The sequence below is a fragment of the Mangrovimonas sp. YM274 genome (genome assembly GCF_030908385.1).
Taxonomy (GTDB): Bacteria; Bacteroidota; Bacteroidia; order Flavobacteriales; family Flavobacteriaceae; genus Mangrovimonas_A.
Window position 1 is genome coordinate 1,214,584 of record NZ_CP133091.1, and the last position, 22,537, is coordinate 1,237,120.

Consider the following 22,537-nt stretch of genomic DNA (forward strand, 5'->3'; position numbering starts at 1 on the left):
TAGTCCGTAAATTATAGTAAATTCGCAGCATGGAATTTTCTTCAAAACTTCTAGAAAAAGCGGTTAATGAAATGTCCCAGTTGCCTGGGGTTGGTAAGCGTACAGCCTTAAGATTGGTCCTGCATTTATTGGGGCAGCCTCAGGAACGCACCCAGCTCCTGTCAGAAGCATTGAGTACCATGCGCAACGAAATTAAATTCTGTAAAAGTTGCCATAACATTAGCGATACGGAACTTTGTGAAATTTGTTCCAACCCAAATAGAATGGAAGATGTTGTTTGTGTTGTGGAAGATATTAGGGATGTCATGGCTATAGAAAATACCAGTTCGTTTAAAGGTTTGTACCATGTGCTGGGAGGCAAGATTTCTCCTATGGACGGTATAGGACCAAACGACCTTAATATTGAATCGCTCGTAGTAAAAGTAAAGCAGGGTAAAATAAAGGAGCTTATTTTTGCGTTAGGCTCTACGATGGAAGGCGATACTACCAACTTTTATATTTACAAACAAATTCAGGACTTCAATATTGTAACCTCTACCATTGCCCGAGGCATCTCCGTTGGTAATGAACTCGAATATACCGATGAGATTACCTTAGGAAGAAGTATCATCAACAGAATTCCTTTTGAGGTGTCCTTAAAGTCCTAGTTTCTTTTTCGTGAAATTATCCGTTGTCATATTAAATTATAACGTTCGTTATTTTTTGGAGCTTTGCCTAAGCAGTGTCGTTGAAGCTACTAAAGATATCGAGTCGGAAATTATTGTTGTTGATAATCATTCTGCCGATGATAGTTGTGAAATGGTCAAGACACTTTTTCCTGAAGTTATTTTGATAGAGAATAAGGATAACGTAGGTTTTTCCAAAGGAAATAATCAGGCGGTTCGTAGTGCGAAAGGGGAATATCTCTGCATTTTAAATCCAGATACCGTATTACCAGAAGATGTTTTTGTACAATTGTTGACTTTTGCAGATGCAAAGGAAAATGTTGGGATTGTAGGCTGTAGATTGGTGGACGGCACTGGCCATTTTCTGCCAGAAAGTAAGCGCAATATTCCAACACCTTATGTGTCTTTAAAGAAGGTGACAGGATTTACAAAGGAGTATTATGCCAATCAATTGGGGGAACATGAGATAGGCAAAATCCCTGTGTTTGTTGGAGCTTTTATGTTGATTAAAAGAGCAGTTTATAACGAAGTACAAGGCTTTGATGAGGACTATTTTATGTATGGGGAAGATGTGGATTTGTCTTATAAAGTTCTTGAAGCTGGCTACGATAACTATTATAACGGAACCATAACGGCAATTCATTATAAAGGAGAAAGCACCTTAAAAGATGCAGTTTACGCCCGCCGATTTTACGGTGCCATGCAAATTTTCTACAAGAAACATTTTAAAAAGAATATCCTGTTCAATCTAGCCGTTTGGTTTGGGATTCGGATGGCTTATGTGGCCAGTAGAGAACCTAAACCTGCCAATCCAAAGGTAAATCATTACATATTGGTTTCTGATAAAATGGCTGAAGGTTTGGAGAAAGTACTAAGCAAAAAAGTTTCCGTCGTTGATGAGATACAGCAAGTGAAACCACACACTGAAATAATTTTTGATGCTAACGCATTGAGTTTTAAAAAAATCATTCAGTATATGTGCGACAATCAAATAAATAGAAACGCAAAATTTAAAATTCTTTCAAAAAGCTCTACCTTTATCCTCGGAAGTAACAGCTCAAAAAATAGAGGTAAAGTTATTTTGTTGGAACAGAATTAATTGAAAAAATCTTAAAGAACACATTGATTTTTTATTAATTTTGCAGACGAAAAATAAAAATACATCTTTTCATTATAGATATGGCAAAATTTGAATTAAAGCTCCCGAAGATGGGGGAAAGTGTTGCGGAAGCAACCATAACATCATGGTTAAAAGAAGTAGGAGATACTATTGAGATGGATGAAGCGGTTTTGGAAATTGCTACAGACAAGGTAGATAGTGAGGTGCCTAGTGAGGTTGACGGTGTTTTAGTTGAAAAGCTGTTCAATGTAGATGATGTAGTTCAAGTAGGGCAAACAATAGCTATTATTGAGACGGATGCCGATGTTGCAGATACACAAGCTGCACCACAGGAAGAACCGGTGAAGGAGGAAGTGGAAGCAGAACCAGCTGCGGTGGCCCAAGTAGCGGAAACTGTACAGGCAGCACAAGAAGCTGTAGCGCCTGTAGTATCTACAGAGGATAGATTTTATTCACCATTGGTGAGAAACATCGCCAAGGAAGAAGGTATCAGCCAAGCTGAACTTGATAAAATCTCAGGAACAGGAAAAGAAGGTCGCGTGACCAAAAATGATATTTTGGCCTACCTTGAAAACAGAGGTAGCCAACCAGTTCAGGATGCGGTAGCGGCACCACAACCAGCTAAAGTTGACGTTCCTCAAGTAAATGGAACCCAGCAAGCCAAGCCTGCAGCAGCTCCTGTAGTGGCAAGTGGTGAGGATGAAATCATCGAAATGAGCCGTATGGGGAAATTGATTGCACACCATATGGTGGAATCGGTGCAAACTTCTGCTCATGTACAAAGTTTCATAGAAGCCGATGTTACTAATATCTGGAACTGGCGTAAAAAAGTTAAAGACGGTTTCGCAAAACGTGAAGGTGAAAACTTGACCTTTACTCCAATCTTTATGGAGGCTATAGCCAAAGCGCTTAAAGATTTCCCAATGATGAACATTTCGGTTCAAGGAGATAAAATCATCAAGAAAAAGCATATCAATTTAGGGATGGCGGCAGCCTTGCCAGATGGTAACTTAATTGTGCCGGTAATCAAGGATGCGGATCAGTTGAACTTGGTAGGAATGACCAAAAAGGTAAACGACTTGGCTAATAGAGCTAGAGTCAATAAACTAAAACCAGATGAAATCCAAGGCGGAACTTACACAGTGACCAATGTGGGGACATTTGGAAGCATTATGGGGACACCAATTATCAATCAACCTCAAGTAGGGATTTTGGCCTTAGGTGCTATTAGAAAAGTGCCTGCAGTAGTAGAAACTCCAGAAGGTGATTTCATTGGAATCCGTTACAGAATGTTCTTGTCGCATTCATATGACCATAGAGTAGTGAATGGTGCGCTGGGAGGACAATTTGTAAAAGCTGTTAAAGATTATTTAGAAGCTTGGGATGTAAATAGAGATATTTAATCCTTAAAGCCTGTAATATATAAAGCCTTAACTGAAAAGTTAAGGCTTTTTTTGTGCCCTAATTCTACGTAAAAATGCGGCCGCCTGCAAGGATCCTTATATGACATATATCATAATTCTTGCAAGTTCAAATCGATACATTTGAGGTTTGCAATTTTAAAAACAACATAGAATGAATAACAAAGCGCATTCATTTCATATTCCGGTTATGGGGATTGGCTTTACAATCGATTCGCCCTTGAAGGTAGCGCAATATGGCATTGATTCCGTAATTTCTTTGGTAGACGATATGCTTATCGAGAAATTACGAAAAATGTACAGCGAAACTTTGGAGTTGCCTTATCAGGAAATTACCAATAAGGTGGATGATTTTCGGGCAAAGCGCATTACCTCATACCTTAATTTGATAAATGAAGTAGTCGATCAAAAAATAGAAGCTGTGAAGCAAGCAGCTCTTGACACAGGAGAAAGTTTTAAGGCCTATCTCGATATGCTGCCTTCCAATGCTCACCTTAGAGAAGAGTTTAAAAAGCTAACAGAAAAAGGCGAAGGGCTATCGGAGCTAAAATCTTGGTTAAACCAACATTTGGTGAAGGGAAGTATCGATGTGAACATCATGACCAAGGTTGACAAGGACAATTACAACAAAGATGAAAAACTCCCTGTGGCCTATAATGATGCACATGCCGCCTTGCGTGGTTTTGCCAATAGTAACTTGAATGGTTCTGTGGTGCTTTCGGCAGGGATGAATCCTCGCTTGTATGCCTATATGAGTGAGTTTGATGATTTTTATCCAACTTCAGAAGGGACTTTTAAAAAGCGGATCATTTTAAAGGTAAGCGATTATCGTTCGGCATTGATTCAAGGGAAATTCTTGGCCAAAAAAGGACTTTGGGTATCTGAATATAGAATTGAATCTGGATTAAACTGTGGAGGTCATGCCTTTGCCACCGATGGGTATTTGTTGGGTCCAGTATTGGCGGAGTTCAAGGAGAAACGCGAGGAACTGAGAGCATCTATTGAAGAAGTTTTGAACAAGGAATTGGAGGCTCAAAACAGAGCAATTTCAAAGGGACCTTTGCAAATAAAAATTACGGCTCAAGGTGGAGTGGGAACTCACGAGGAACACGAGTTGTTGTTGGATGCCTATCAATTGGATTCTGTAGGATGGGGAAGTCCATTTTTATTGGTTCCAGAAGCGACAACCGTAGATGAAAAGACTTTGGAGAAATTGGCTTCCGCCCAAGAAAAGGATTTGTATTTAAGCGATATTTCTCCTTTGGGAGTGCCTTTCAATAATCTAAAAGAAAATACCAAAGACTTAGAGCGTGATGCTTTGATTGATAAAGGACGACCAGGGAGTTCCTGTCCTAAAAAATATGTGGCCTTGAACAAGGAATTTAAGGAAACAGGGGTGTGTACTGCGTCTCGGGAGTATCAGCATTTCAAAATTAAAGCTTTGGATACTCAAAATCTTTCGAAAGAAGCTTATCAATTGGAATTGAACAAGATTACCGAAAAGTCATGCACTTGTGTAGGATTGGGAACTTCGGCCTTGTTGAAATATAATTTAGATACAAAGAAGGAAGGGGAAGGCGTGTCCATTTGCCCAGGGCCAAATATGGCTTATTATTCCAAAGTGATGAGTTTGAAAACAATGGTTGATCACATCTACGGACGTGATAACGTAATTTCTAGAACAGATCGTCCAAACATGTTTATCAAGGAATTGTATATCTATATCGATTATCTGAAAAATAAGTTGGAAACGGCTAAAGTGGAAATGACCAAAAAGGAACAGAAATATTTGGCAACGTTTGCAGAGAATTTAAAGTCAGGAATAACCTATTACAACAAATTCTTTTTGGAACTGAAACATAATTTTGAAGACAGTAAGAACGAAATTTTCAACATGCTCAGCAAGGGAGAACTGCTTTTGAACAATTTGCAGTTGGAAATTGCCAATGTTGAGGTTAAAAATTAGTGAGATGATCTGTTGATTTGAAATTTGTGAATGAAAATGGTGAAGTTATGAATGAGACAATAGATTTAGTAAAAAAGATAAAGCGCCTAAAGAAAAAAAAGAATGCTGTAATCTTGGCACATTATTATCAGGTGCCAGAAATACAGGATATAGCCGATTATGTAGGAGACAGTTTGGGATTGTCCCAAAAAGCCGCCGAGACAGATGCCGATATTATTGTGTTTGCTGGGGTGCATTTTATGGCCGAAACAGCCAAAATATTAAACCCAAACAAAACAGTGGTATTGCCAGATTTAAATGCGGGGTGTTCCTTGGCCGATTCTTGTCCGCCCGAAAGTTTCGAAGCTTTTATTAAGCAGCATCCAGACCATGTGGTGATTACTTATGTCAACTGTTCAGCGGAAATCAAAGCTTTGAGTGACATTGTGTGTACTTCTTCAAATGCTTTGAAAATAGTGGAATCAATTCCAAAGGAAACACCAATCATTTTTGCGCCCGATAAAAATCTTGGTCGCTATATCATGAAGGAAACAGGAAGGGATTTGTTGCTTTGGGATGGTAGTTGTGTGGTACACGAAGCTTTTTCGATGGATAAGTTGATCGAGCTACATAAAAAGCATCCGGACTATAAAATTATTGCACATCCAGAATCGGAGACGCATATTTTGGATACAGCCAGTTATATCGGGTCCACCGCTGGGATGATTAATTTCGTGAAGGAGCATCCAAACGAAAAATTTATTGTGGCTACCGAAGTTGGAATTCTTCATAAAATGCAAGAGGAAATTCCAACAGCTAAGTTGATTCCTGCCCCAGCTTTGGAGGATAATACCTGCGCTTGTAGTGAATGCCATTTTATGAAAATGAATACCATGCAAAAATTGTATGATTGTTTGCTGAACGAGTCGCCACAAATTGAAGTCCCTGAGCATATTATTGAACGTGCTTTGCTACCAATAGAGCGCATGTTGGAATTGTCTAAATAAATGTTGTTTAATCTCGAATGAAATTATGATGACCGCAGATTATTTGGTGATTGGTTCTGGAGTTGCAGGATTGACCTTTTCCGTGAAGATTGCCGAGAAGTTTCCTGATAGGAATGTTATTATTGTAACCAAAGCCAATGAAGAAGAATCTAATACCAAGTATGCCCAAGGAGGAGTTGCCATTGTGTTGGATAAGCAAAAGGATTCATTTAAAAAACACATAAAGGATACTTTAATTGCCGGCGATGGACTCTGTGAAGAAGATGTAGTTAAGATGGTTGTCGAGGAAGGTCCGAAGCGCATGGAAGAATTGTTGCTTTGGGGCGCCAATTTTGATTTGGATGCCAAAGGAAAATTTGATTTGGGTAAGGAAGGAGGCCATTCCGAATATCGAGTGGTACACCATAAGGATATAACAGGCTATGAAATTGAGCGCGCCTTATTAAAGCGGGCGCATCAATTGTCCAATATTTCCATTCTTCCGCATCATTTTGCGATAGATTTAATTACTAATCATCATATAGAAGGAACAGACCCAGAAGAGTTGAAATGCTATGGTGCTTATGTCTTCAATCAAAAAACAGGGGAGATTTCAACCATAAAGGCAAGCAGTACCTTACTGGCTTCGGGAGGTATTGGGTATGTGTATGGCCATACCACCAACCCTATTATTGCTACAGGTGATGGCATTGCCATGGCCTATCGTGCTAAGGCTCGTATTAAAGATATGGAGTTTGTGCAGTTTCATCCAACGGCATTGTATGGAGCCAAAGGGGAGTCTTCTTTTTTAATATCGGAAGCTGTTAGGGGCTTTGGGGCTTATTTAAGAAATAAGGAAGGCGAACGTTTTATGTTGAAGTATGACGAGCGTGCCGAATTGGCCTCAAGGGACATTGTATCGCAAAGTATCGATAGTGAGTTGAAAAAATCGGGGGAATCCCATGTGTTTTTGGATAGCACTCATTTGAATTTTGATGGATTTGTCAAGCATTTTCCAAATATTTACCAAAAGTGTTTGGACAGCCATATCGACATCAAAACCGATTGGATTCCAGTGGTGCCGGCATCGCATTACTTGTGTGGGGGTATTCAGGTGGATAAAACAGGAAAAACCACTATTGACAATTTGTTTGCCTGTGGGGAATGTTCCAGAACAGGTCTGCATGGTGCTAATCGATTGGCTTCAAATTCTTTGTTGGAAGCCTTGGTATACGCACATAACATTTTTAAATATCACGAAGTACATGAAAGTGTGCCTGCTAACGTTGACATTCCAGATTGGGATGACAAAGGCACAAGCATTACCAAAGAGCATGTTTTAATTCAGCATAATTTAAAGGAATTACAGGCATTGATGCACAATTACGTGGGGATTGTACGAAGTAATGAGCGCTTGGAAAGAGCTAGAAAACGGTTGGATCTCATCCATAGGGAAGTGGAGAATTTTTATAAAGCATCAAAAATTACTACTTCGCTTTGTGAACTTCGGAATATGATTAATGTGGCGCATTTAATAGTAAGCCAGTCGTTGGAACGGACCGAAAATAAAGGCGGTTATTTTAATATTGATAATGTGTAGGTTTCAATCAGACCTTATAAAAAAGCCTTAATTTAGTTTAAGGCTTTTTTTATTCTCGTTATCTTAGCCCAAAATTTGATAAAAATGAATCTTAATCTTACAAAACCAATTTGCTTTTTTGATCTGGAAACCACCGGAGTAAATATTTCAAAGGATAGAATTGTTGAAATTTCCATTTTAAAGGTATATCCAGACGGAAAGGAGGAAAGCAATACTTGGTTGGTAAATCCAGAAATGCCTATTCCGCCAGAAGTAACCGCAATCCATGGGGTGTCTGATGAAGATGTCGCAGACAAGCCTACATTTAAGGAATTGGCAAAAGAGATTCATAACATTATCAAGGATTCCGATTTGGGAGGCTTCAACTCCAATAGATTTGATATTCCTTTATTGGCAGAGGAAATGCTCCGTGCCGAAATGGATTTTGATATGAAAAGCCGTGTCGCTATTGATGTGCAAACCATTTATCATAAAATGGAACAACGTACCTTGTCGGCAGCCTACCAATTCTACTGTAACAAAAATTTGGACGGCGCTCACAGTGCAGAGGCCGATACCAATGCTACTTATGAAGTATTGAAAGCTCAAGTAGCCAAATATGAGGAGTTGGAAAATGATGCCAAGTTTTTAGCGGAATTCAGTTCTAGAAAGAAATTTGCCGACTTTGCAGGCTTTATAGCTTTCAACAAAGAGGAAGAGGAATGCTTTACGTTTGGAAAGCACAAAGGGAAGCGTGTTCAAGATGTATTGAATGATGAACCGGGATATTTTGGTTGGTTGTTAAATGCCGATTTTCCTTTGTACACCAAAAAGGTGTTAACCGCAATTAAATTGAGAGCATTTAATAATAAATTGGACTAATTAGTTGTATTGCTAATTGTTTTAGGACTATGAAACTTATCTGCATAGGTAGAAATTACACAGAGCATATCGCGGAGCTTGAAAATGAAAGACCCGAGGAGCCTGTGGTATTTTTGAAACCCGATACGGCTATCTTGTTAAAGAAGCAACCGTTTTTTATCCCAGATTTTTCAAACGATGTACACCACGAAGTGGAAGTTTTGGTACGAATCAATAAGGTTGGGAAGTATATTGATAAGAAATTTGCTCATAAATATTACGATCAAATTGGTTTGGGGATCGATTTTACGGCAAGAGATCTTCAAGCAAAGTTAAAGGCTAAAGGCCTTCCTTGGGAAAAGGCAAAATCTTTTGATGGAGCAGCCGTAATTGGCAATTGGTTGCCAAAAAGTAATTTTGAGGATGTGAACAGCATCAACTTTACTTTGGAGAAAAACGATGAACTTGTGCAGCAGGGAAATACCAGTTTGATGCTTTGGAAAATTGATGAAATCATCGAATATGTCTCAAAATATTTCACTTTAAAGATAGGAGATATTATCTTTACAGGAACGCCTGCAGGAGTGGGTAAAGTAAATGCAAACGATAAATTGGTTGGGGCCATAGAAGGGACCCCTTTGTTTTCAATAACTGTAAAATAAATGGAACAGCATTATAAATTATATAGAGTAAGAGAGTTGGCAGATAACGATGAGGATTTTATCATGGCCTTGGTGGCTGCTTTCTTGGAAGAAGTACCTGAGGATGCCGCTCGGTTAAAAGAAGCCGTGGCAGAGAAGGACTATTTCAACACCTATCAAGCTGCGCATAAAATGAAACCTACCATAGATCTGTTCGAACTTGGAGTTTTGGAAGATTTGATCGTGGTTCAGGATTGGGGAAAATTTGAGAAGAAAGAAGAAGACGTTTCGGATAAATTGGATCTTGTGCTTACAGCCATCGAAAATGCCTCTGAAGAATTAAAAAAGGATTATAACCTATAATGCAAGCCGAAATTATAACAATTGGCGATGAGATTCTCATAGGTCAAATTGTAGATACAAATTCAGCATTTATCAGTAAGGCCCTAAATAAAATTGGGGTCTCTGTGTATCAGATCACTTCTGTTCAGGATGATAAGGAGCATATTCTAAAGGCATTTAAGGAGGCTGAAGACAATGTCGATATCATCATTGTTACTGGAGGTTTGGGACCTACCAAAGACGATATTACCAAGAAAACCATTGCAGAATATTTTAACGATACGTTAGTGCAGAACCAAGAGGTGTTGGCACATATCAAATACCTTTGGGAACATTATATCAAGAAACCTTTGGTGCAGGTTAACATCGATCAGGCTTTGGTGCCCTCAAAAGCACAGGTTTTGATGAACGTTAACGGAACTGCTCCAGGCATGTGGATGGAAAGGAATGGAAAAGTATTTGTTTCATTACCTGGTGTGCCATTTGAAATGGAAGCTTTGATTGAAAATGAGGTCATTCCTAAACTCCAAAAGGCATTTAAATTCCCATATATCAAACATAAAACCATTCTAACCTATGGCATGGGCGAAAGCAATTTGGCTGCTCGTATAGAAGACTGGGAAGACAATCTGCCAAAGTTTATCAAGTTGGCCTATTTGCCCAATTTAGGGAAAGTAAGGTTGCGCTTAACGGGAAAAGGAATGGATAGGGAAGTTGTGGAAGCCGAAATAGATAAACAAGTAAAAGCTCTATTACCTCAAATAGAAGATATTTTTGTAGGCTTCGAAGAGGACCAATCCCTAGAAGCTATTATAGGAAGGCAACTGACCCTTATGGGAAAAACACTTGCTACTGCCGAAAGCTGTACGGGAGGAAAAATTGCCGAGAGCTTTACGTCACACCCTGGGGCTTCCAAATATTTTAAGGGAAGTGTGGTAAGTTATACCAAGGAAGCTAAAATGAATGTATTGCACATTTCAGAAGTCCTTATTGATCAATTTTCCGTGGTGAGTGCCCAAGTGGCTGAAGCTATGGCCATGGCAGCTTTAAAAATGTTCAATAGTGATTATGCCATAGCGACCACAGGTAATGCAGGGCCTACTACAGATGATACAGGTGAAGAAGTAGGCGTGGTATTTATTGCAATCGCTTCTAAGAGTGGCGTGTATAGTGAGGAGTTTAACTTTGGGAACCACCGAATGAAAGTGATAAATAAGGCGGCTAACAAGGCGTTTGAGATGCTTCAAAAAGAAATTTTAAAAAAGATTTGAAAAAGAAGCGAATTAAGTTTGTTGATATATAATCTTTTTTCTAAATTTGCAGCCTGTTTTGAAATAACATAATTTAAAGTTAGAAAGAATGTCAAGAGTTTGTGAACTTACTGGAAAAAAAGCGATGGTTGGAAACAACGTATCTCACGCTATGAATAAGACTAAGCGTAAATTTGATGCAAATTTGATCAAAAAACGCTTTTATATTCCTGAAGAAGATAAATGGGTAACTCTAAAAGTTTCTACCTCTGCATTGAAGACTATCAATAGAATTGGTATCTCTGCTGCAATCAAAGAAGCAAAATCTAAAGGATTTTTAAAATAATAGCATAACAGTTAAAGGCACGTACAATGGCAAAGAAAGGAAATAGAATTCAGGTTATATTGGAGTGTACAGAGCACAAGGAGTCTGGGATGCCAGGAACTTCACGTTACATCACTACCAAGAATAAGAAAAACACGCCAGATAGAATGGAGATTAAGAAATTTAACCCAATCTTGAAGCGTATGACAGTTCATAAAGAAATTAAATAATTAGGAATCATGGCAAAGAAATCAGTAGCAACTTTACAAACAGGATCTAAAAGATTAACAAAAGCCATCAAGATGGTGAAGTCTCCTAAGAGTGGTGCTTACATGTTCGTAGAATCTGTTATGGCTCCAGAATTAGTGAATGACTTTTTAAACAAAAAATAAATTATATTTGTTCATAATTTAATTGTAACTGCTTTCATTTGAAAGCAGTTTTTTTATATCTATATTTGATAGGTTTTTCTGCCAAAATTGCAGGTTGCGGTTTAAGGCAGGGAATTTGTAAAGTGCTTTTTGGCTTTTTGAAAGGCCAAAACTAACACCAATTAAACATGAGTTTTTTTAAGAAAATATTTTCTTCGGAAAAAAAGGAAACCCTAGACAAAGGGTTGGAAAAATCCAAAACATCATTTTTCACAAAGCTGAATAAAGCTGTGGCTGGAAAGTCAAAAGTGGATGATGAGGTATTGGACAACCTAGAGGAAATTTTGGTGACCAGTGATGTAGGGGTGGATACCACGTTAAGGATCATTGAGCGCATCGAAGAGCGTGTGGCACGTGACAAATATTTAGGGACCTCCGAACTCAATAAAATTCTTCGTGAAGAAATTGCCGGGTTGTTATCAGAAATTGATGCCGGTAACGCGACTGAATTCACGGTGCCTTCCAATAAAAAACCTTATGTGATTATGGTGGTTGGTGTAAATGGTGTTGGAAAAACAACGACCATCGGGAAGTTGGCACACCAGTTCAAGCAACAAGGATTAAAAGTAGTACTTGGAGCGGCAGATACCTTTAGGGCGGCGGCAATAGACCAACTGCAGGTTTGGGCAGATCGAGTAGATGTGCCTATCATCAAACAATCCATGGGAAGTGATCCTGCTTCGGTTGCCTTTGATACCTTGCAAAGTGCAGTGACTTCTGATGCTGATGTGGTAATTATCGATACCGCTGGACGTTTGCACAATAAGGTAAATTTGATGAACGAGCTCACCAAAGTGAAACGTGTTATGCAGAAAGTGGTAGAAGATGCGCCGCATGATGTGTTATTGGTTTTGGATGGTTCTACCGGTCAAAATGCTTTTGAACAGGCAAAACAATTTACGGCTGCCACAGAAGTAACGTCATTGGCGGTTACCAAATTGGATGGAACTGCTAAAGGTGGCGTTGTGATTGGTATTTCAGATCAATTTAAAATTCCGGTGAAATATATTGGAGTTGGTGAAGGGATTGAAGATCTTCAGGTGTTCAATAAATTTGAATTTGTGGATTCTTTCTTCAAAAACTAATTCCACAACCATATAAATGATACAATAAGCTTACCTTAATCGGTGAGCTTTATTTTTTTAGTATTTTTAGTAAAAATACTAACCATGAGATTCTTAGCTTTCACTCTATTGTTGCTACTGTTTTCTTCCTGTAAACAGCATAATTCCCAAAGTCCTATACAATCAAAATCTGATTCTACAGATATCAGTGATATCTCTACCAAACAATTCACCGAGTTCAAGGTTTTGGATTCAAAATATATGGATGTCGAACAGTTATGGGAACCTTTCAATGCTGAATTGGTTTCCTTTTCAGAAACCGATTATAATAATTTGAAGCCGCTTGTTTTGGAGCAGGATATTCCAAGCTTACAGAAATATGTGCAAGAGGGAAAATTGTCCTATGAATTACTGACCAAATTTTACCTTTATCGCATTAGAAAATATGACAGAGCCAATCCGAACTCTTTAAATTCTGTCATTGCCTTAAACCCAAAAGTGATAGAAGAAGCACGAAAGTGTGATGAACTTATAAAAACAAATGGCCTGAAGCATCCCATTTTTGGAATGCCTATTTTATTGAAGGATAACATTGATGCCTCCGGTATGCCTACCACAGCGGGGGCTGTTGCTTTAAAAGACAATTTCACAGAAGATGCTTTTATTGTAAAGAAATTAAAGGCCAATGGAGCATTGATATTAGGAAAGACCAATTTAAGCGAATGGGCCTATTTCTTTTGCGGCGATTGCCCGAGTGGGTATAGTGCCATTGGAGGTCAAACCTTAAACCCTTATGGAAGAAAAGTTCTGGATACCGGTGGTTCCAGTTCTGGTAGTGGGGTGGCAGTGGCTGCCAATTTTTGTGTGGCAGCAGTTGGCAGTGAAACCTCCGGATCTATTTTGTCGCCTTCAAGTCAAAATTCTAATGTAGGGTTGAAGCCAACGATTGGTTTGTTGGGCAGAAGTGGAATTGTACCTATTTCGTCAACTTTAGATACGCCGGGCCCTATGACCAAGAATGTTATAGATAATGCTATTTTATTTCATGCCATGTTAGGAAAAGATATGGACGACTTCAAAGCAACTGATGGTATTTTAAAAGAGACTTTTGATTTAGATAATTTTGAACCTATCGATTTACAGGGGAAAAAGTTTGGATGTTTCGCAAGTCTAAAAGAAGACCCTTTATACTCCAAAGCCTTACAGGATTTGGAGCATCTTGGAGCTGAAATTGTAGAAATTGAAGCACAGGAAATACAACTCCCATATTTTATAAGGTTGCTCAACCTTGATATGAAAAAGGATTTACCAACGTATTTGAAACATTACGCAGATAATAATGTTAAGGTAACCTCGGTAGAAGATGTTATTGTGTTTAATAGGGAAGATTCCATCAATAGAATGCCTTATGGACAAAAGCTGTTTGAAGGCATTGTAGCTGACAACGGGACTGAGAAGGACTTGGAAAACATCAAATCGACCCTTAAAACAAATGGAAAATTGTTTTTGGACACTCCAATGCAAAAGTATCAACTAGATGCCGTTTTGTCTATTAATAATTTCCATGCAGGATTTGCCGCGGTTGCCGAATACCCTGCGATTACGGTGCCCATGGGTTACACTGCAGATAAAGGAGAACCCAAAGGGCTAACTTTTATCTCAAAACCTTTTAGCGAAATACAATTATTACAATGGGCCATGGCCTATGAACAGGCCACGAAACAAAGAGAAATGCCTAAAGATTATAATTAATTGATGAATGCATTGATGTATTCCCAAAGCTCGTTGTCGAAATTGGAGAGGGCAAAGTTTTCTCCGTCGGCAGCTTCTCCCATCCTGATCACGACCAATTTTTCATTGGGCGAGATGTAAATTTTCTGATCGTTTTTACCCAATGCCGCAAACATGTCAGATGGTGCATTTGGGATTATAGAACCATTGAATTCATATTGGGTTTGTGGTAAATGAAAAGAAGATTGTCCATTTAACCACCATAAATAGCCATAAGCTTCATTGATACTTTGTGAGGTGTTGGTTGCTTGATCTAAAAATTCATCAGAGATAATGGTGGTATTGTCCCATTTACCGTTGGCATAAATTAGCAGACCAAAGCGAGCCATACTTCTTGTATTGCTAAAATATACACTAAGGTCCCCTAGATTGGTCCAAGTACTGTTTGTAGTCATACCTATTTTAGAAGCCAATTTCGTTTCAAAGTAGCTGTCCCAAGTTAAGTCGCTAGCTTCAGCAATTACATCTTGCATTTTAACATATACATTATGGTAGGCCCATCGAGTGCCGGCATCGGATAGATATTGCAAATTTTCAGAGGAAACATCATCGCCTAAGCTGTCGTCCAATCCAGAATCCATCGACAATAGGTTTTTACAGGTGATTAAATTTTCCTTTTCCAATGGGGCAGATGTCCAGCCTTCTCCCAAATAATCAGAAACCTTGGATTGAATGTTGATGAGGCCTTCATCTTGCGCAATCCCGGCAACTGTTGATGTTAATGTTTTTCCTGCGCTTGCCCAATACCATAGGGAAGTGGAAGAATGCCCATTAAAATAGTCTTCAACGACAATTTTACCGTCATAAAGAATCATAAAACTTTTGGTGTTCTTCGCCTCCAAATAGTCCAATAATGGTTGGAGTTCACTCTCATTCCAATCTAATTCCGTAGGTGAAACGGTTTCCCAATCATTTGAATTCAAGGGAGGAAAATAGATTTCGGAAGTTATGGGGGAGTTATCAGTTTGGTCATCTTTTGAGCATCCGGATAGTGCGAAAATTAGTAAAACGAGTACAGTAAAATGAGTAGGTTTCATGGTCTTGGGATATTTTTAGTGTTCTAAAGATACGAAAGCTTTCCATAGTCATTCTAATATTGTTAATGTCATACGGTAAATCGTTAAGCATTACGTATCTTTGCAGCCTGAATTTTTGATATGAGAACAAAATCAATTAAAAAGAACAAAATCAATGTAGTAACCCTTGGCTGTAGTAAGAATGTTTACGACAGTGAGGTGTTGATGGGGCAGTTAAAAGCTAGTGGCAAGGACGTTGTTCATGAAGAGGAAGGAAATATTGTGGTGATCAATACCTGTGGTTTTATCAATAATGCTAAGGAAGAGAGTGTGAACACCATTTTGGAATTCATGCAGAAAAAGGAGGCAGGTGATGTAGATAAGGTATTTGTGACAGGTTGTTTGAGTGAGCGTTATAAACCGGATTTAGAAAAGGAAATTCCTAACGTAGATCAATATTTTGGAACTACAGAGCTTCCTGGGCTGTTAAAGGCATTGGGAGCAGATTATAGACATGAGTTGATAGGGGAGCGTTTAACAACAACTCCTAAAAACTATGCGTATTTGAAGATTGCTGAAGGTTGCGACCGTCCATGTAGTTTTTGTGCTATCCCTTTGATGCGTGGAAAACACAAAAGTACACCTATAGAGGAGTTGGTAATTGAAGCAGAAAAGTTGGCGGCCAATGGCGTGAAGGAGTTGATCTTGATTGCTCAGGATTTGACCTATTACGGTTTGGATTTGTATAAGAAGCGTAATCTTGCCGAATTATTGGAGGCCTTGGTGAAAATAGAAGGTATCGAGTGGATTCGTTTGCATTATGCCTTCCCAACTGGATTCCCAATGGATGTGTTGGACGTGATGAACCGAGAGCCGAAAGTGTGTAATTATTTGGATATTCCGTTACAGCACATTTCTGATTCCATTTTGAAAAGTATGCGTAGAGGAACTACTAAAGCCAAAACGACCAAACTAATTGAAGAGTTTAGAAAGGCAGTTCCAAATATGACGATTAGAACCACATTAATTGTAGGATATCCAGGTGAAACCGAAGAGGATTTCCAAACACTAAAAGAATGGGTTCAAGAAATGCGTTTTGAGCGTTTGGGATGTTTTACCTATTCGCATGAGGAAAATACACATGCCTATAATTTGGAAGACGATGTGCCTGAAAATGTAAAGCAGGAACGTGCCAATGAAATTATGGAAATCCAATCGCAAATTTCTTGGGAGTTGAACCAAGAAAAAATCGGTCAAGAGTTTAAAGTGGTCATCGACCGTAAGGAAGGTAACTATTTTGTAGGGAGAACCGAGTTCGATTCCCCAGATGTGGATAATGAAGTTTTGATTGATGCCACATCAACTTACTTGAAAACTGGAGAATATGTGACTGTAAAAGTAATAGAAGCAGAAGACTTCGATTTATATGCGGAAGTGGTAAAATAAAGCCCTCAAGTAACAGCATAATAAAAGCAGCACAATGTGCTGCTTTTCTTTTTTATAGGGTAAATAGGTTGTTATTGACAAAGAAGACAGCATTGACTAGGAATAGTTTTCCATTTTCCCAAAAACTTCGGAACATGACATTATCTGTCATATAGACGATACTACCTTTACCGATGCGTTCCTCTCCAAATACCAAAGAGTTTTCTAAGGTTTCAAGAGCATCGGTTCCTGTAAAGCCAGAAACGCTTTTTGGGTTTTCTCCAATATGCACCACATTGTAGCCATCCTCCAATAATTCATAGGAATCGTTGCCCAATTTCAAGGTGTAATAGATGTTTGAATATCCAAAAGCCAATGGATGGGTGTCGTCCACTTTTGTTTTAAAAACAGCTCCTGTAATAAGTTTTTTAATGCCTTCACGTTCACGGTCGGCATAGGAAATCAGTTTCTTGTCAATAGAAATGGAATCCTTAACTTCATGGGCTTTTAAGCTGAATCCTTTTTTATCAGCAAAGCTTTTTAGGGCGCCATCAATAGCTATCAGTTTGCCTCCCTTTTGAATCCATGCTTGCAGATTTTTTAAAGCACCATTGTCCAATACCTTGGCATAGTTGCCATCGGGTACAATCAATACGTTGTACTTTTTCAAATCGTACATTTTAAAGTATTCAGCGTTTAAGGAAGTTACGGGAAATTGCAGTTGTTGCTCAAAGAAGTGCCATAATTCACCATAGCTCAATGAGGAAGTGGATTTTCCAGAAAGTAGGGCAACTTTAGGCGTGTTGACCAATTTCACATCTGGTGATCCAAAATCTGGCCCCGATTTGGAGAATCCACTCATCACCGCAATTGGATTCTTGTTGAATTTTTTCGCGGAAGCCATCACTTTGGAATCAAAGTCTTCCACAGATTGATTGTCACCTCTTATGATAATCAAAGAACCACGATCAAATGTTTGCTCAGGGACACTGGTGGTAATGGGTTTTTCGGTAAAGCGTACCTTTATTTTTTGCTTCATTAAATCTACCAGGAATTTGGCATCGGTAATATGGTTCCATTTGGCCATATAGGCCGTGGCTTTAGTGTCTATTTTTGGAGTTGGGCTAGAGGTTGCAGCTTCAGCTTTTGCCGGAATCAATTTGGTACTGGCCACAGCATCCAATCCAAAGGCAAATGGAGCGCTCCAAGCAGTGATGTCGTAAGTCAAGGAATCACTCAAACTTACATTGGGTTCAAATAGTACTTGTACCATTTTACCTTTTGGTTGGTTGGTGCTTATAACCAAATCGGAGGAGGTGATGTCCATCGAACCTTTGTCTCCTTTGTTGTATAGATAGCCGTTCACCTTAGTTTTAGAACCATTATAATAGCTAATGCCATGTTGGTCTAATAAGTGTTTTAAGCTTTCAATTTTATCAGGTTCTCCACTTAAAACATAACTCTGATAATCCACATCACTGTTCTCGAAGAATTTTTTGAATTCGGAGTTTAGCTTAGCCGCATTTTTGCTGGCAACTTCTACCGTAGATAGACCTGTAGTGGTATGGTGGGCAATACGATCCTTAAGAGTTAATTCGGTACCTTCATCATTCATAATCCCCAAGCCGCCACGGCCGTGACCGGCCTGCTCGTAGGTCATACCAATGGCTCCCATAAATGTTGGATAAGTGTCACCATAACTTGGGTATAGCAAATCAAAACGTTCTCTTGTAAAATACAGCCAACCGTTGGAATCAAAATATTTGGCGTGGTTTTTTCCTATTTGTGTTTGAAAGTCTTTTTGCCAATCGGTGATGATTTCATGGAATGGTTCTGCTGCTGGAGCAAAATAATAAGGGTTATTGATCCCTTGTTCATGGAAATCCACATGAATATGTGGAAGCCATTTGTTGTAGATTTTTAATCGCGACTGACTTTCAATTTGTGTAGCCCAAGCCCAATCCCTATTCAAATCAAACAAATAGTGATTAGGTCTTCCGCCAGGCCATGGTTCTAAATGTTCGCTAGCTTGTTGGTCGGTGTCGTAAGGAGCACTGGAGGTTTCATTATACCAATTCACATAACGATCTCTTCCGTCAGGATTGATACAAGGATCTATAATTACCATGGTACTTTTAAGCCATTCCTGTTTTTCGGTCAATAAGGTGTAGAGGGTTTTCATAGCGGCTTCGGTACTAGATGCTTCGTTGCCATGAACATTGTAGCTAAGCCACACGATAGCTACTTCATTGGAAGTTGTGCTGCCATCCAAAACACCTGCATTTTTAAGGTTGTTCTGGCGAATCGTTTCAAGATTTCTCAGGTTTTCTTCCGAAGAAATATAAGCAACATACAATGGGCGTCGCTCATAAGTATCCCCATAATGTTGCAATTTTACTTGTCCGGGCAGTTGCTGGCTTACATATTTAAAGTAATCAACTACTTGGTGGTGTCTGGAAAAATGGGAACCCAATTCATATCCTAAAAAGCTGTCGGGAGATTGTAATTCCTGTCCAAAAGAGAAAATTGAACAACAGAATACAGTAACTATAAAAACAAATATTTTTTGCATAGTGCTGGTTTAGGTGATAAAAATAATGATATAAATTGAATATGAATTAACTAAAATTTAGGACATAAAACAGTTTTGCGCTGTATATTTACGTCAGAATTGAATAGTGACTATGCCAACAGACTGTATTCCGTTTAAAGACACCAACTACTTCTCACAACTTATCTGTGATTATCTAGAAGAAAATCAAAATCTAAAGCCTTTTTACCACAGGTTTCCAACAGTGGAAGCCTTTAAACAACAGATAGAGGAAAAGCAACCTCAAGTTTCTTTGGCAAACCGAAAGGTTTTAGTAGAAGCATTGGAACAGCAATGTCAGTCTTTGGGACTTTCTGAAAGTACACAACAGAATATTCAAGCTTTAGAAGATGAAAATACCTTCACAATAACTACAGGTCACCAGCTGAATCTGTTTACTGGGCCTTTGTATTTTTTCTATAAAATCGTCTCTGCCATCAATCTTTGTAGTGAGTTAAAGGAAGCGTATCCCGAATACAATTTTGTGCCAGTATATTGGATGGCAACGGAAGACCATGATTTTGAAGAGATCAATTATTTCAATTTCAACGGAAAGAAAATAAAGTGGAGCAGAGTCTCATCAGGTGCAGTTGGCGAGTTGGATTTGGAAGGTTTGGATGCGGTGAAAGAAGTGTTTGCTTCTCAATTGAATACCAGTAACAATGCCAAGCGTTTAAAGGAACTTTTCAAAAAGGCATATTTAGAACATGCAAACTTAACAGATGCCACTAGATTTTTAGTTAATGAATTTTTAGGGGAGTATGGTTTGGTGATTGTAGATGGTAGCGACCATAATTTAAAGCAACTGTTTGTACCTTATATGGAGGATGAATTGTTGCAGCAATCGTCTTTTAAAAATGTCTCGGAGACCAATGCCCAAATCAATGCATTGCCCGAAAACTATAAAATACAGGTCAACCCTAGGGAAATTAATCTTTTTTACATAACTGAAGGTTTGCGTGAACGCATTGTGGAACTTGATGGAAAGTATAGTGTTTACGGAACGGAGATTACTTGGAACAAAGAAGCAATCGTTAAGGAATTACATGAGTACCCGGAACGTTTTAGTCCTAATGTGATTATGCGTCCTTTGTATCAAGAGGTGATTTTGCCAAACCTTTGTTACATTGGTGGAGGCGGTGAATTGGCTTATTGGTTTCAGTTGAAATCTAATTTTGAAGCCCATAAAGTCACCTTTCCAATATTGTTGCTAAGGAATTCGGTATTATTGGCAACCGAAAAGCAGCAGGAGAAATTGGAAAAGTTGCAACTATCCATGGCCGATTTATTTTTGAATCAAGAAGATTTGGTTTCCAAAGTAACCAAATCCATTTCGGAGGTTGATATCGACTTTAGCACTCAAAAAAAACACCTCGAACAACAGTTTAAGGACTTATATAAACTTGCGGAAAAAACCGATTCCACATTTTTAGGAGCCGTGGGTGCTCAAGAGCGCAAACAAATCAAAGGTTTGGAATATTTGGAAAAGCGTTTGCTCAAGGCGCAAAAGCGGAAATTGAGTGATCATTTGGACCGTGTTGTGCAACTTCAAAACGAATTATTTCCGAATCAAAGTTTGCAGGAACGCAATACCAATTTTTCTCAATTTTATTTAGAGTTTGGAGACCAATTAATTCATCAGTTAATAGTAAATTTGCAGCCCCTTAAAAAAGAGTTTATAATTCTAAATTTAGAGTAGCAAATGCATAAGATAGATATCGACTTGGTAGAAATGACATTGGATGTCATGAAATACGTTATCGATAGAGTTTCCGCGACTGAACGCCAAATAGGTAAACCCAAAAAAGCAGAAGAGTTAAAAGCCTTGGTAGGTGAGACCATCACCCCAAAAGGAGTAGGAGGCGAATACGCCTTCGACCTTTGGAAAAAACACTTGGCTAATACCAATGTTCCAGTAGATCATCCCCGTAATTTGGCTTTTGTGCCAGCATCTCCAACAAGAGCAGCTATTATGTTCGACTTGGTGACCTCGGCATCTAGTATTCACGGAGCCTATTGGATGGAAGGTGCCGGAGGTATTTTCTGTGAAAACGAAGCCATGAAATGGATTGTATCCTTAACCGGCTTGCCAGAAGGCGCTTTTGGTGTGTTTACCAGTGGAGGAACTTCGGCCAACTTATCGGCAATTGTAACTGCACGTGAACATTGGAGACAGGACGATGCTTTTAAAAGAGAAAAAGGATTGATCATAACCTCCATTGGGGCGCATTCGTCTGTAAAGGCGATGGCAAAAGTAGCCGATGTGGATATTTTGTTGGTGGATTCTGAAGAATGTTTGACAGGAGAAGACTTGAAGAAGACCATTGCAACCTTAACGGAGCACGAGCGCAAATGTTTGTTTGCCGTGGTGGCTACAGGAGGAACTACCAATGCAGGAATTATAGATGATTTGGAAAGCATTGCTGAGGTGTGTGAAGCCGAAAACTTGTGGTTCCACGTTGATGCTGCTTATGGAGGAGGTGCTTTGGTAGCCGATTCGGTAAGAGACCAATTTAAAGGCATTGAACGTGCCGATAGTATTACCATCGATCCGCACAAATGGATGTTCTCGCCATACGACTGTGGCGCGGTGATTTATAAGAATCCAGAGTTGGCCAAAAATGCACACTCGCAACAAGGCTCTTACTTAGATATTTTTAAGGACGAAGGTGCACACGGCTTCAACCCAACCGATTATCAAATACAATTAACGCGCCGTGTACGTGGTTTACCTTTATGGTTCTCTTTGGCAACCCATGGTACCGATAGATATAAAGAAGCAGTAGAACGAGGCATTGAACTGGCGCAGATTGCCGGTAAAATGATCACAGAGCATGATAAGGTGGAATTGGTAAGAGAGCCAAGTTTGTCCTGTGTATTGTTCCGAAGAAAAGGATGGAGTCCGGAAGATTATACCGAATGGACTTACAGAAACCATAAATCGGGCTTTGCTTTGGTAACACCAACCAAATGGAAGCAAGGTGACACTTTTGAAACGGTGTCCCGTTTTTGTTTTATCAATCCAGATACCACAGAGAAGGATATTGAAATGATTTTAGATTCAATGAATTGATATTTTTTCAAT

The 22,537-nt window shown here is 39.0% G+C and carries 20 protein-coding genes; 18 read left to right on the forward strand and 2 right to left on the reverse strand.

Translation table 11 applies throughout. From position 1 onward, the window contains the following. Positions 1 to 29 precede the first annotated feature (29 nt). The 15 genes from recR to RBH95_RS05405 all read left to right on the forward strand — a co-directional run bounded on the left by recR (position 30) and on the right by RBH95_RS05405 (position 14,382). Positions 30 to 647, forward strand: coding sequence for a recombination mediator RecR (recR, locus tag RBH95_RS05335; protein WP_307901666.1), 618 nt, complete (start codon positions 30 to 32; stop codon positions 645 to 647). Positions 648 to 657: 10 nt separating this feature from the next. After that, on the forward strand, positions 658 to 1,764 hold the full coding sequence (locus RBH95_RS05340) for a glycosyltransferase family 2 protein (protein ID WP_307901667.1): 1,107 nt from the start codon (positions 658 to 660) through the stop codon (positions 1,762 to 1,764). Between the two features lie 80 nt (positions 1,765 to 1,844). Then, positions 1,845 to 3,188: a dihydrolipoamide acetyltransferase family protein gene (locus tag RBH95_RS05345; protein ID WP_307901668.1), complete on the forward strand. Its 1,344-nt coding sequence runs from the start codon at positions 1,845 to 1,847 to the stop codon at positions 3,186 to 3,188. A gap of 172 nt (positions 3,189 to 3,360) precedes the next feature. Beyond that, positions 3,361 to 5,172: a hypothetical protein gene (locus tag RBH95_RS05350; RefSeq protein WP_307901669.1), complete on the forward strand. Its 1,812-nt coding sequence runs from the start codon at positions 3,361 to 3,363 to the stop codon at positions 5,170 to 5,172. Between the two features lie 47 nt (positions 5,173 to 5,219). Continuing rightward, positions 5,220 to 6,158, forward strand: a complete 939-nt coding sequence (nadA, locus tag RBH95_RS05355) for a quinolinate synthase NadA (RefSeq protein ID WP_307901670.1) — start codon at positions 5,220 to 5,222, stop codon at positions 6,156 to 6,158. A 25-nt stretch (positions 6,159 to 6,183) separates the two neighbouring features. After that, positions 6,184 to 7,737, forward strand: a complete 1,554-nt coding sequence (nadB, locus tag RBH95_RS05360) for an L-aspartate oxidase (RefSeq protein WP_307901671.1) — start codon at positions 6,184 to 6,186, stop codon at positions 7,735 to 7,737. Positions 7,738 to 7,821: 84 nt separating this feature from the next. Next, the gene (locus tag RBH95_RS05365) at positions 7,822 to 8,598 is read left to right on the forward strand and encodes a 3'-5' exonuclease (RefSeq protein WP_053991805.1); all 777 of its coding nucleotides are present in this window, start codon (positions 7,822 to 7,824) and stop codon (positions 8,596 to 8,598) included. Positions 8,599 to 8,627: 29 nt separating this feature from the next. Then, positions 8,628 to 9,239, forward strand: coding sequence for a fumarylacetoacetate hydrolase family protein (locus RBH95_RS05370; RefSeq protein ID WP_307901672.1), 612 nt, complete (start codon positions 8,628 to 8,630; stop codon positions 9,237 to 9,239). Further along, complete coding sequence (locus tag RBH95_RS05375) at positions 9,240 to 9,581, forward strand: Hpt domain-containing protein (protein ID WP_307901673.1); 342 nt, start codon at positions 9,240 to 9,242, stop codon at positions 9,579 to 9,581. It begins immediately after the preceding gene. Then, positions 9,581 to 10,831, forward strand: a complete 1,251-nt coding sequence (locus RBH95_RS05380; protein WP_307901674.1) for a competence/damage-inducible protein A — start codon at positions 9,581 to 9,583, stop codon at positions 10,829 to 10,831. Before RBH95_RS05375 ends, RBH95_RS05380 begins: the two co-directional genes overlap by 1 nt. An 88-nt stretch (positions 10,832 to 10,919) precedes the next feature. Continuing rightward, positions 10,920 to 11,156, forward strand: coding sequence for a 50S ribosomal protein L28 (gene rpmB, locus RBH95_RS05385; protein WP_307901675.1), 237 nt, complete (start codon positions 10,920 to 10,922; stop codon positions 11,154 to 11,156). 26 nt (positions 11,157 to 11,182) lie between these two features. Further along, on the forward strand, positions 11,183 to 11,365 hold the full coding sequence (gene rpmG / locus RBH95_RS05390) for a 50S ribosomal protein L33 (protein WP_031444791.1): 183 nt from the start codon (positions 11,183 to 11,185) through the stop codon (positions 11,363 to 11,365). A 9-nt stretch (positions 11,366 to 11,374) separates the two neighbouring features. Next, positions 11,375 to 11,527: a DUF4295 domain-containing protein gene (locus RBH95_RS05395; RefSeq protein WP_076663445.1), complete on the forward strand. Its 153-nt coding sequence runs from the start codon at positions 11,375 to 11,377 to the stop codon at positions 11,525 to 11,527. A 167-nt stretch (positions 11,528 to 11,694) separates the two neighbouring features. Continuing rightward, entirely contained in the window at positions 11,695 to 12,651 is a 957-nt protein-coding gene (gene ftsY, locus RBH95_RS05400) for a signal recognition particle-docking protein FtsY (protein ID WP_307901676.1), read from the forward strand. Positions 12,652 to 12,735: 84 nt separating this feature from the next. Beyond that, a complete protein-coding gene (locus tag RBH95_RS05405) occupies positions 12,736 to 14,382 on the forward strand; it encodes an amidase family protein (RefSeq protein ID WP_307901677.1) in 1,647 nt (548 codons plus the stop codon). On the opposite strand, the gene RBH95_RS05410 is transcribed toward RBH95_RS05405, so the two are convergent. Continuing rightward, positions 14,379 to 15,458 (reverse strand): serine hydrolase, encoded by a 1,080-nt coding sequence (locus RBH95_RS05410; protein WP_307901678.1) that lies wholly within the window; start codon positions 15,456 to 15,458, stop codon positions 14,379 to 14,381. The two genes, RBH95_RS05405 and RBH95_RS05410, sit on opposite strands and share 4 nt — an antisense overlap. 120 nt (positions 15,459 to 15,578) lie before the next feature. On the opposite strand from RBH95_RS05410, the gene rimO reads away from it, so the two are divergent. Then, the gene (rimO, locus tag RBH95_RS05415; protein ID WP_307901679.1) at positions 15,579 to 16,883 is read left to right on the forward strand and encodes a 30S ribosomal protein S12 methylthiotransferase RimO; all 1,305 of its coding nucleotides are present in this window, start codon (positions 15,579 to 15,581) and stop codon (positions 16,881 to 16,883) included. Positions 16,884 to 16,935: 52 nt separating this feature from the next. Here rimO and RBH95_RS05420 read toward each other — a convergent pair whose 3' ends face one another. After that, on the reverse strand, positions 16,936 to 19,434 hold the full coding sequence (locus tag RBH95_RS05420; protein ID WP_307901680.1) for a M14 family metallopeptidase: 2,499 nt from the start codon (positions 19,432 to 19,434) through the stop codon (positions 16,936 to 16,938). Between the two features lie 112 nt (positions 19,435 to 19,546). Between RBH95_RS05420 and bshC the strand changes: the two genes are divergently transcribed. After that, entirely contained in the window at positions 19,547 to 21,151 is a 1,605-nt protein-coding gene (gene bshC / locus RBH95_RS05425; RefSeq protein WP_307901681.1) for a bacillithiol biosynthesis cysteine-adding enzyme BshC, read from the forward strand. A gap of 3 nt (positions 21,152 to 21,154) precedes the next feature. Next, positions 21,155 to 22,525, forward strand: a complete 1,371-nt coding sequence (locus tag RBH95_RS05430; RefSeq protein ID WP_307901682.1) for an aminotransferase class V-fold PLP-dependent enzyme — start codon at positions 21,155 to 21,157, stop codon at positions 22,523 to 22,525. The last annotated feature ends 12 nt before the right edge of the window (positions 22,526 to 22,537 follow it).

Coding starts and splice junctions, on each gene's coding strand:
- RBH95_RS05370 (WP_307901672.1), top strand. CDS start 8,628: ATGAAACTTATCTGCATAGGTAGAAATTACACAGAGCATATCGCGGAG.
- nadA (WP_307901670.1), top strand. CDS start 5,220: ATGAATGAGACAATAGATTTAGTAAAAAAGATAAAGCGCCTAAAGAAA.
- RBH95_RS05375 (WP_307901673.1), top strand. CDS start 9,240: ATGGAACAGCATTATAAATTATATAGAGTAAGAGAGTTGGCAGATAAC.
- RBH95_RS05395 (WP_076663445.1), top strand. CDS start 11,375: ATGGCAAAGAAATCAGTAGCAACTTTACAAACAGGATCTAAAAGATTA.
- RBH95_RS05345 (WP_307901668.1), top strand. CDS start 1,845: ATGGCAAAATTTGAATTAAAGCTCCCGAAGATGGGGGAAAGTGTTGCG.
- ftsY (WP_307901676.1), top strand. CDS start 11,695: ATGAGTTTTTTTAAGAAAATATTTTCTTCGGAAAAAAAGGAAACCCTA.
- RBH95_RS05405 (WP_307901677.1), top strand. CDS start 12,736: ATGAGATTCTTAGCTTTCACTCTATTGTTGCTACTGTTTTCTTCCTGT.
- rimO (WP_307901679.1), top strand. CDS start 15,579: ATGAGAACAAAATCAATTAAAAAGAACAAAATCAATGTAGTAACCCTT.
- nadB (WP_307901671.1), top strand. CDS start 6,184: ATGATGACCGCAGATTATTTGGTGATTGGTTCTGGAGTTGCAGGATTG.
- RBH95_RS05365 (WP_053991805.1), top strand. CDS start 7,822: ATGAATCTTAATCTTACAAAACCAATTTGCTTTTTTGATCTGGAAACC.
- RBH95_RS05350 (WP_307901669.1), top strand. CDS start 3,361: ATGAATAACAAAGCGCATTCATTTCATATTCCGGTTATGGGGATTGGC.
- rpmB (WP_307901675.1), top strand. CDS start 10,920: ATGTCAAGAGTTTGTGAACTTACTGGAAAAAAAGCGATGGTTGGAAAC.
- rpmG (WP_031444791.1), top strand. CDS start 11,183: ATGGCAAAGAAAGGAAATAGAATTCAGGTTATATTGGAGTGTACAGAG.
- RBH95_RS05430 (WP_307901682.1), top strand. CDS start 21,155: ATGCATAAGATAGATATCGACTTGGTAGAAATGACATTGGATGTCATG.
- RBH95_RS05380 (WP_307901674.1), top strand. CDS start 9,581: ATGCAAGCCGAAATTATAACAATTGGCGATGAGATTCTCATAGGTCAA.
- RBH95_RS05420 (WP_307901680.1), bottom strand. CDS start 19,434: ATGCAAAAAATATTTGTTTTTATAGTTACTGTATTCTGTTGTTCAATT.
- recR (WP_307901666.1), top strand. CDS start 30: ATGGAATTTTCTTCAAAACTTCTAGAAAAAGCGGTTAATGAAATGTCC.
- bshC (WP_307901681.1), top strand. CDS start 19,547: ATGCCAACAGACTGTATTCCGTTTAAAGACACCAACTACTTCTCACAA.
- RBH95_RS05410 (WP_307901678.1), bottom strand. CDS start 15,458: ATGAAACCTACTCATTTTACTGTACTCGTTTTACTAATTTTCGCACTA.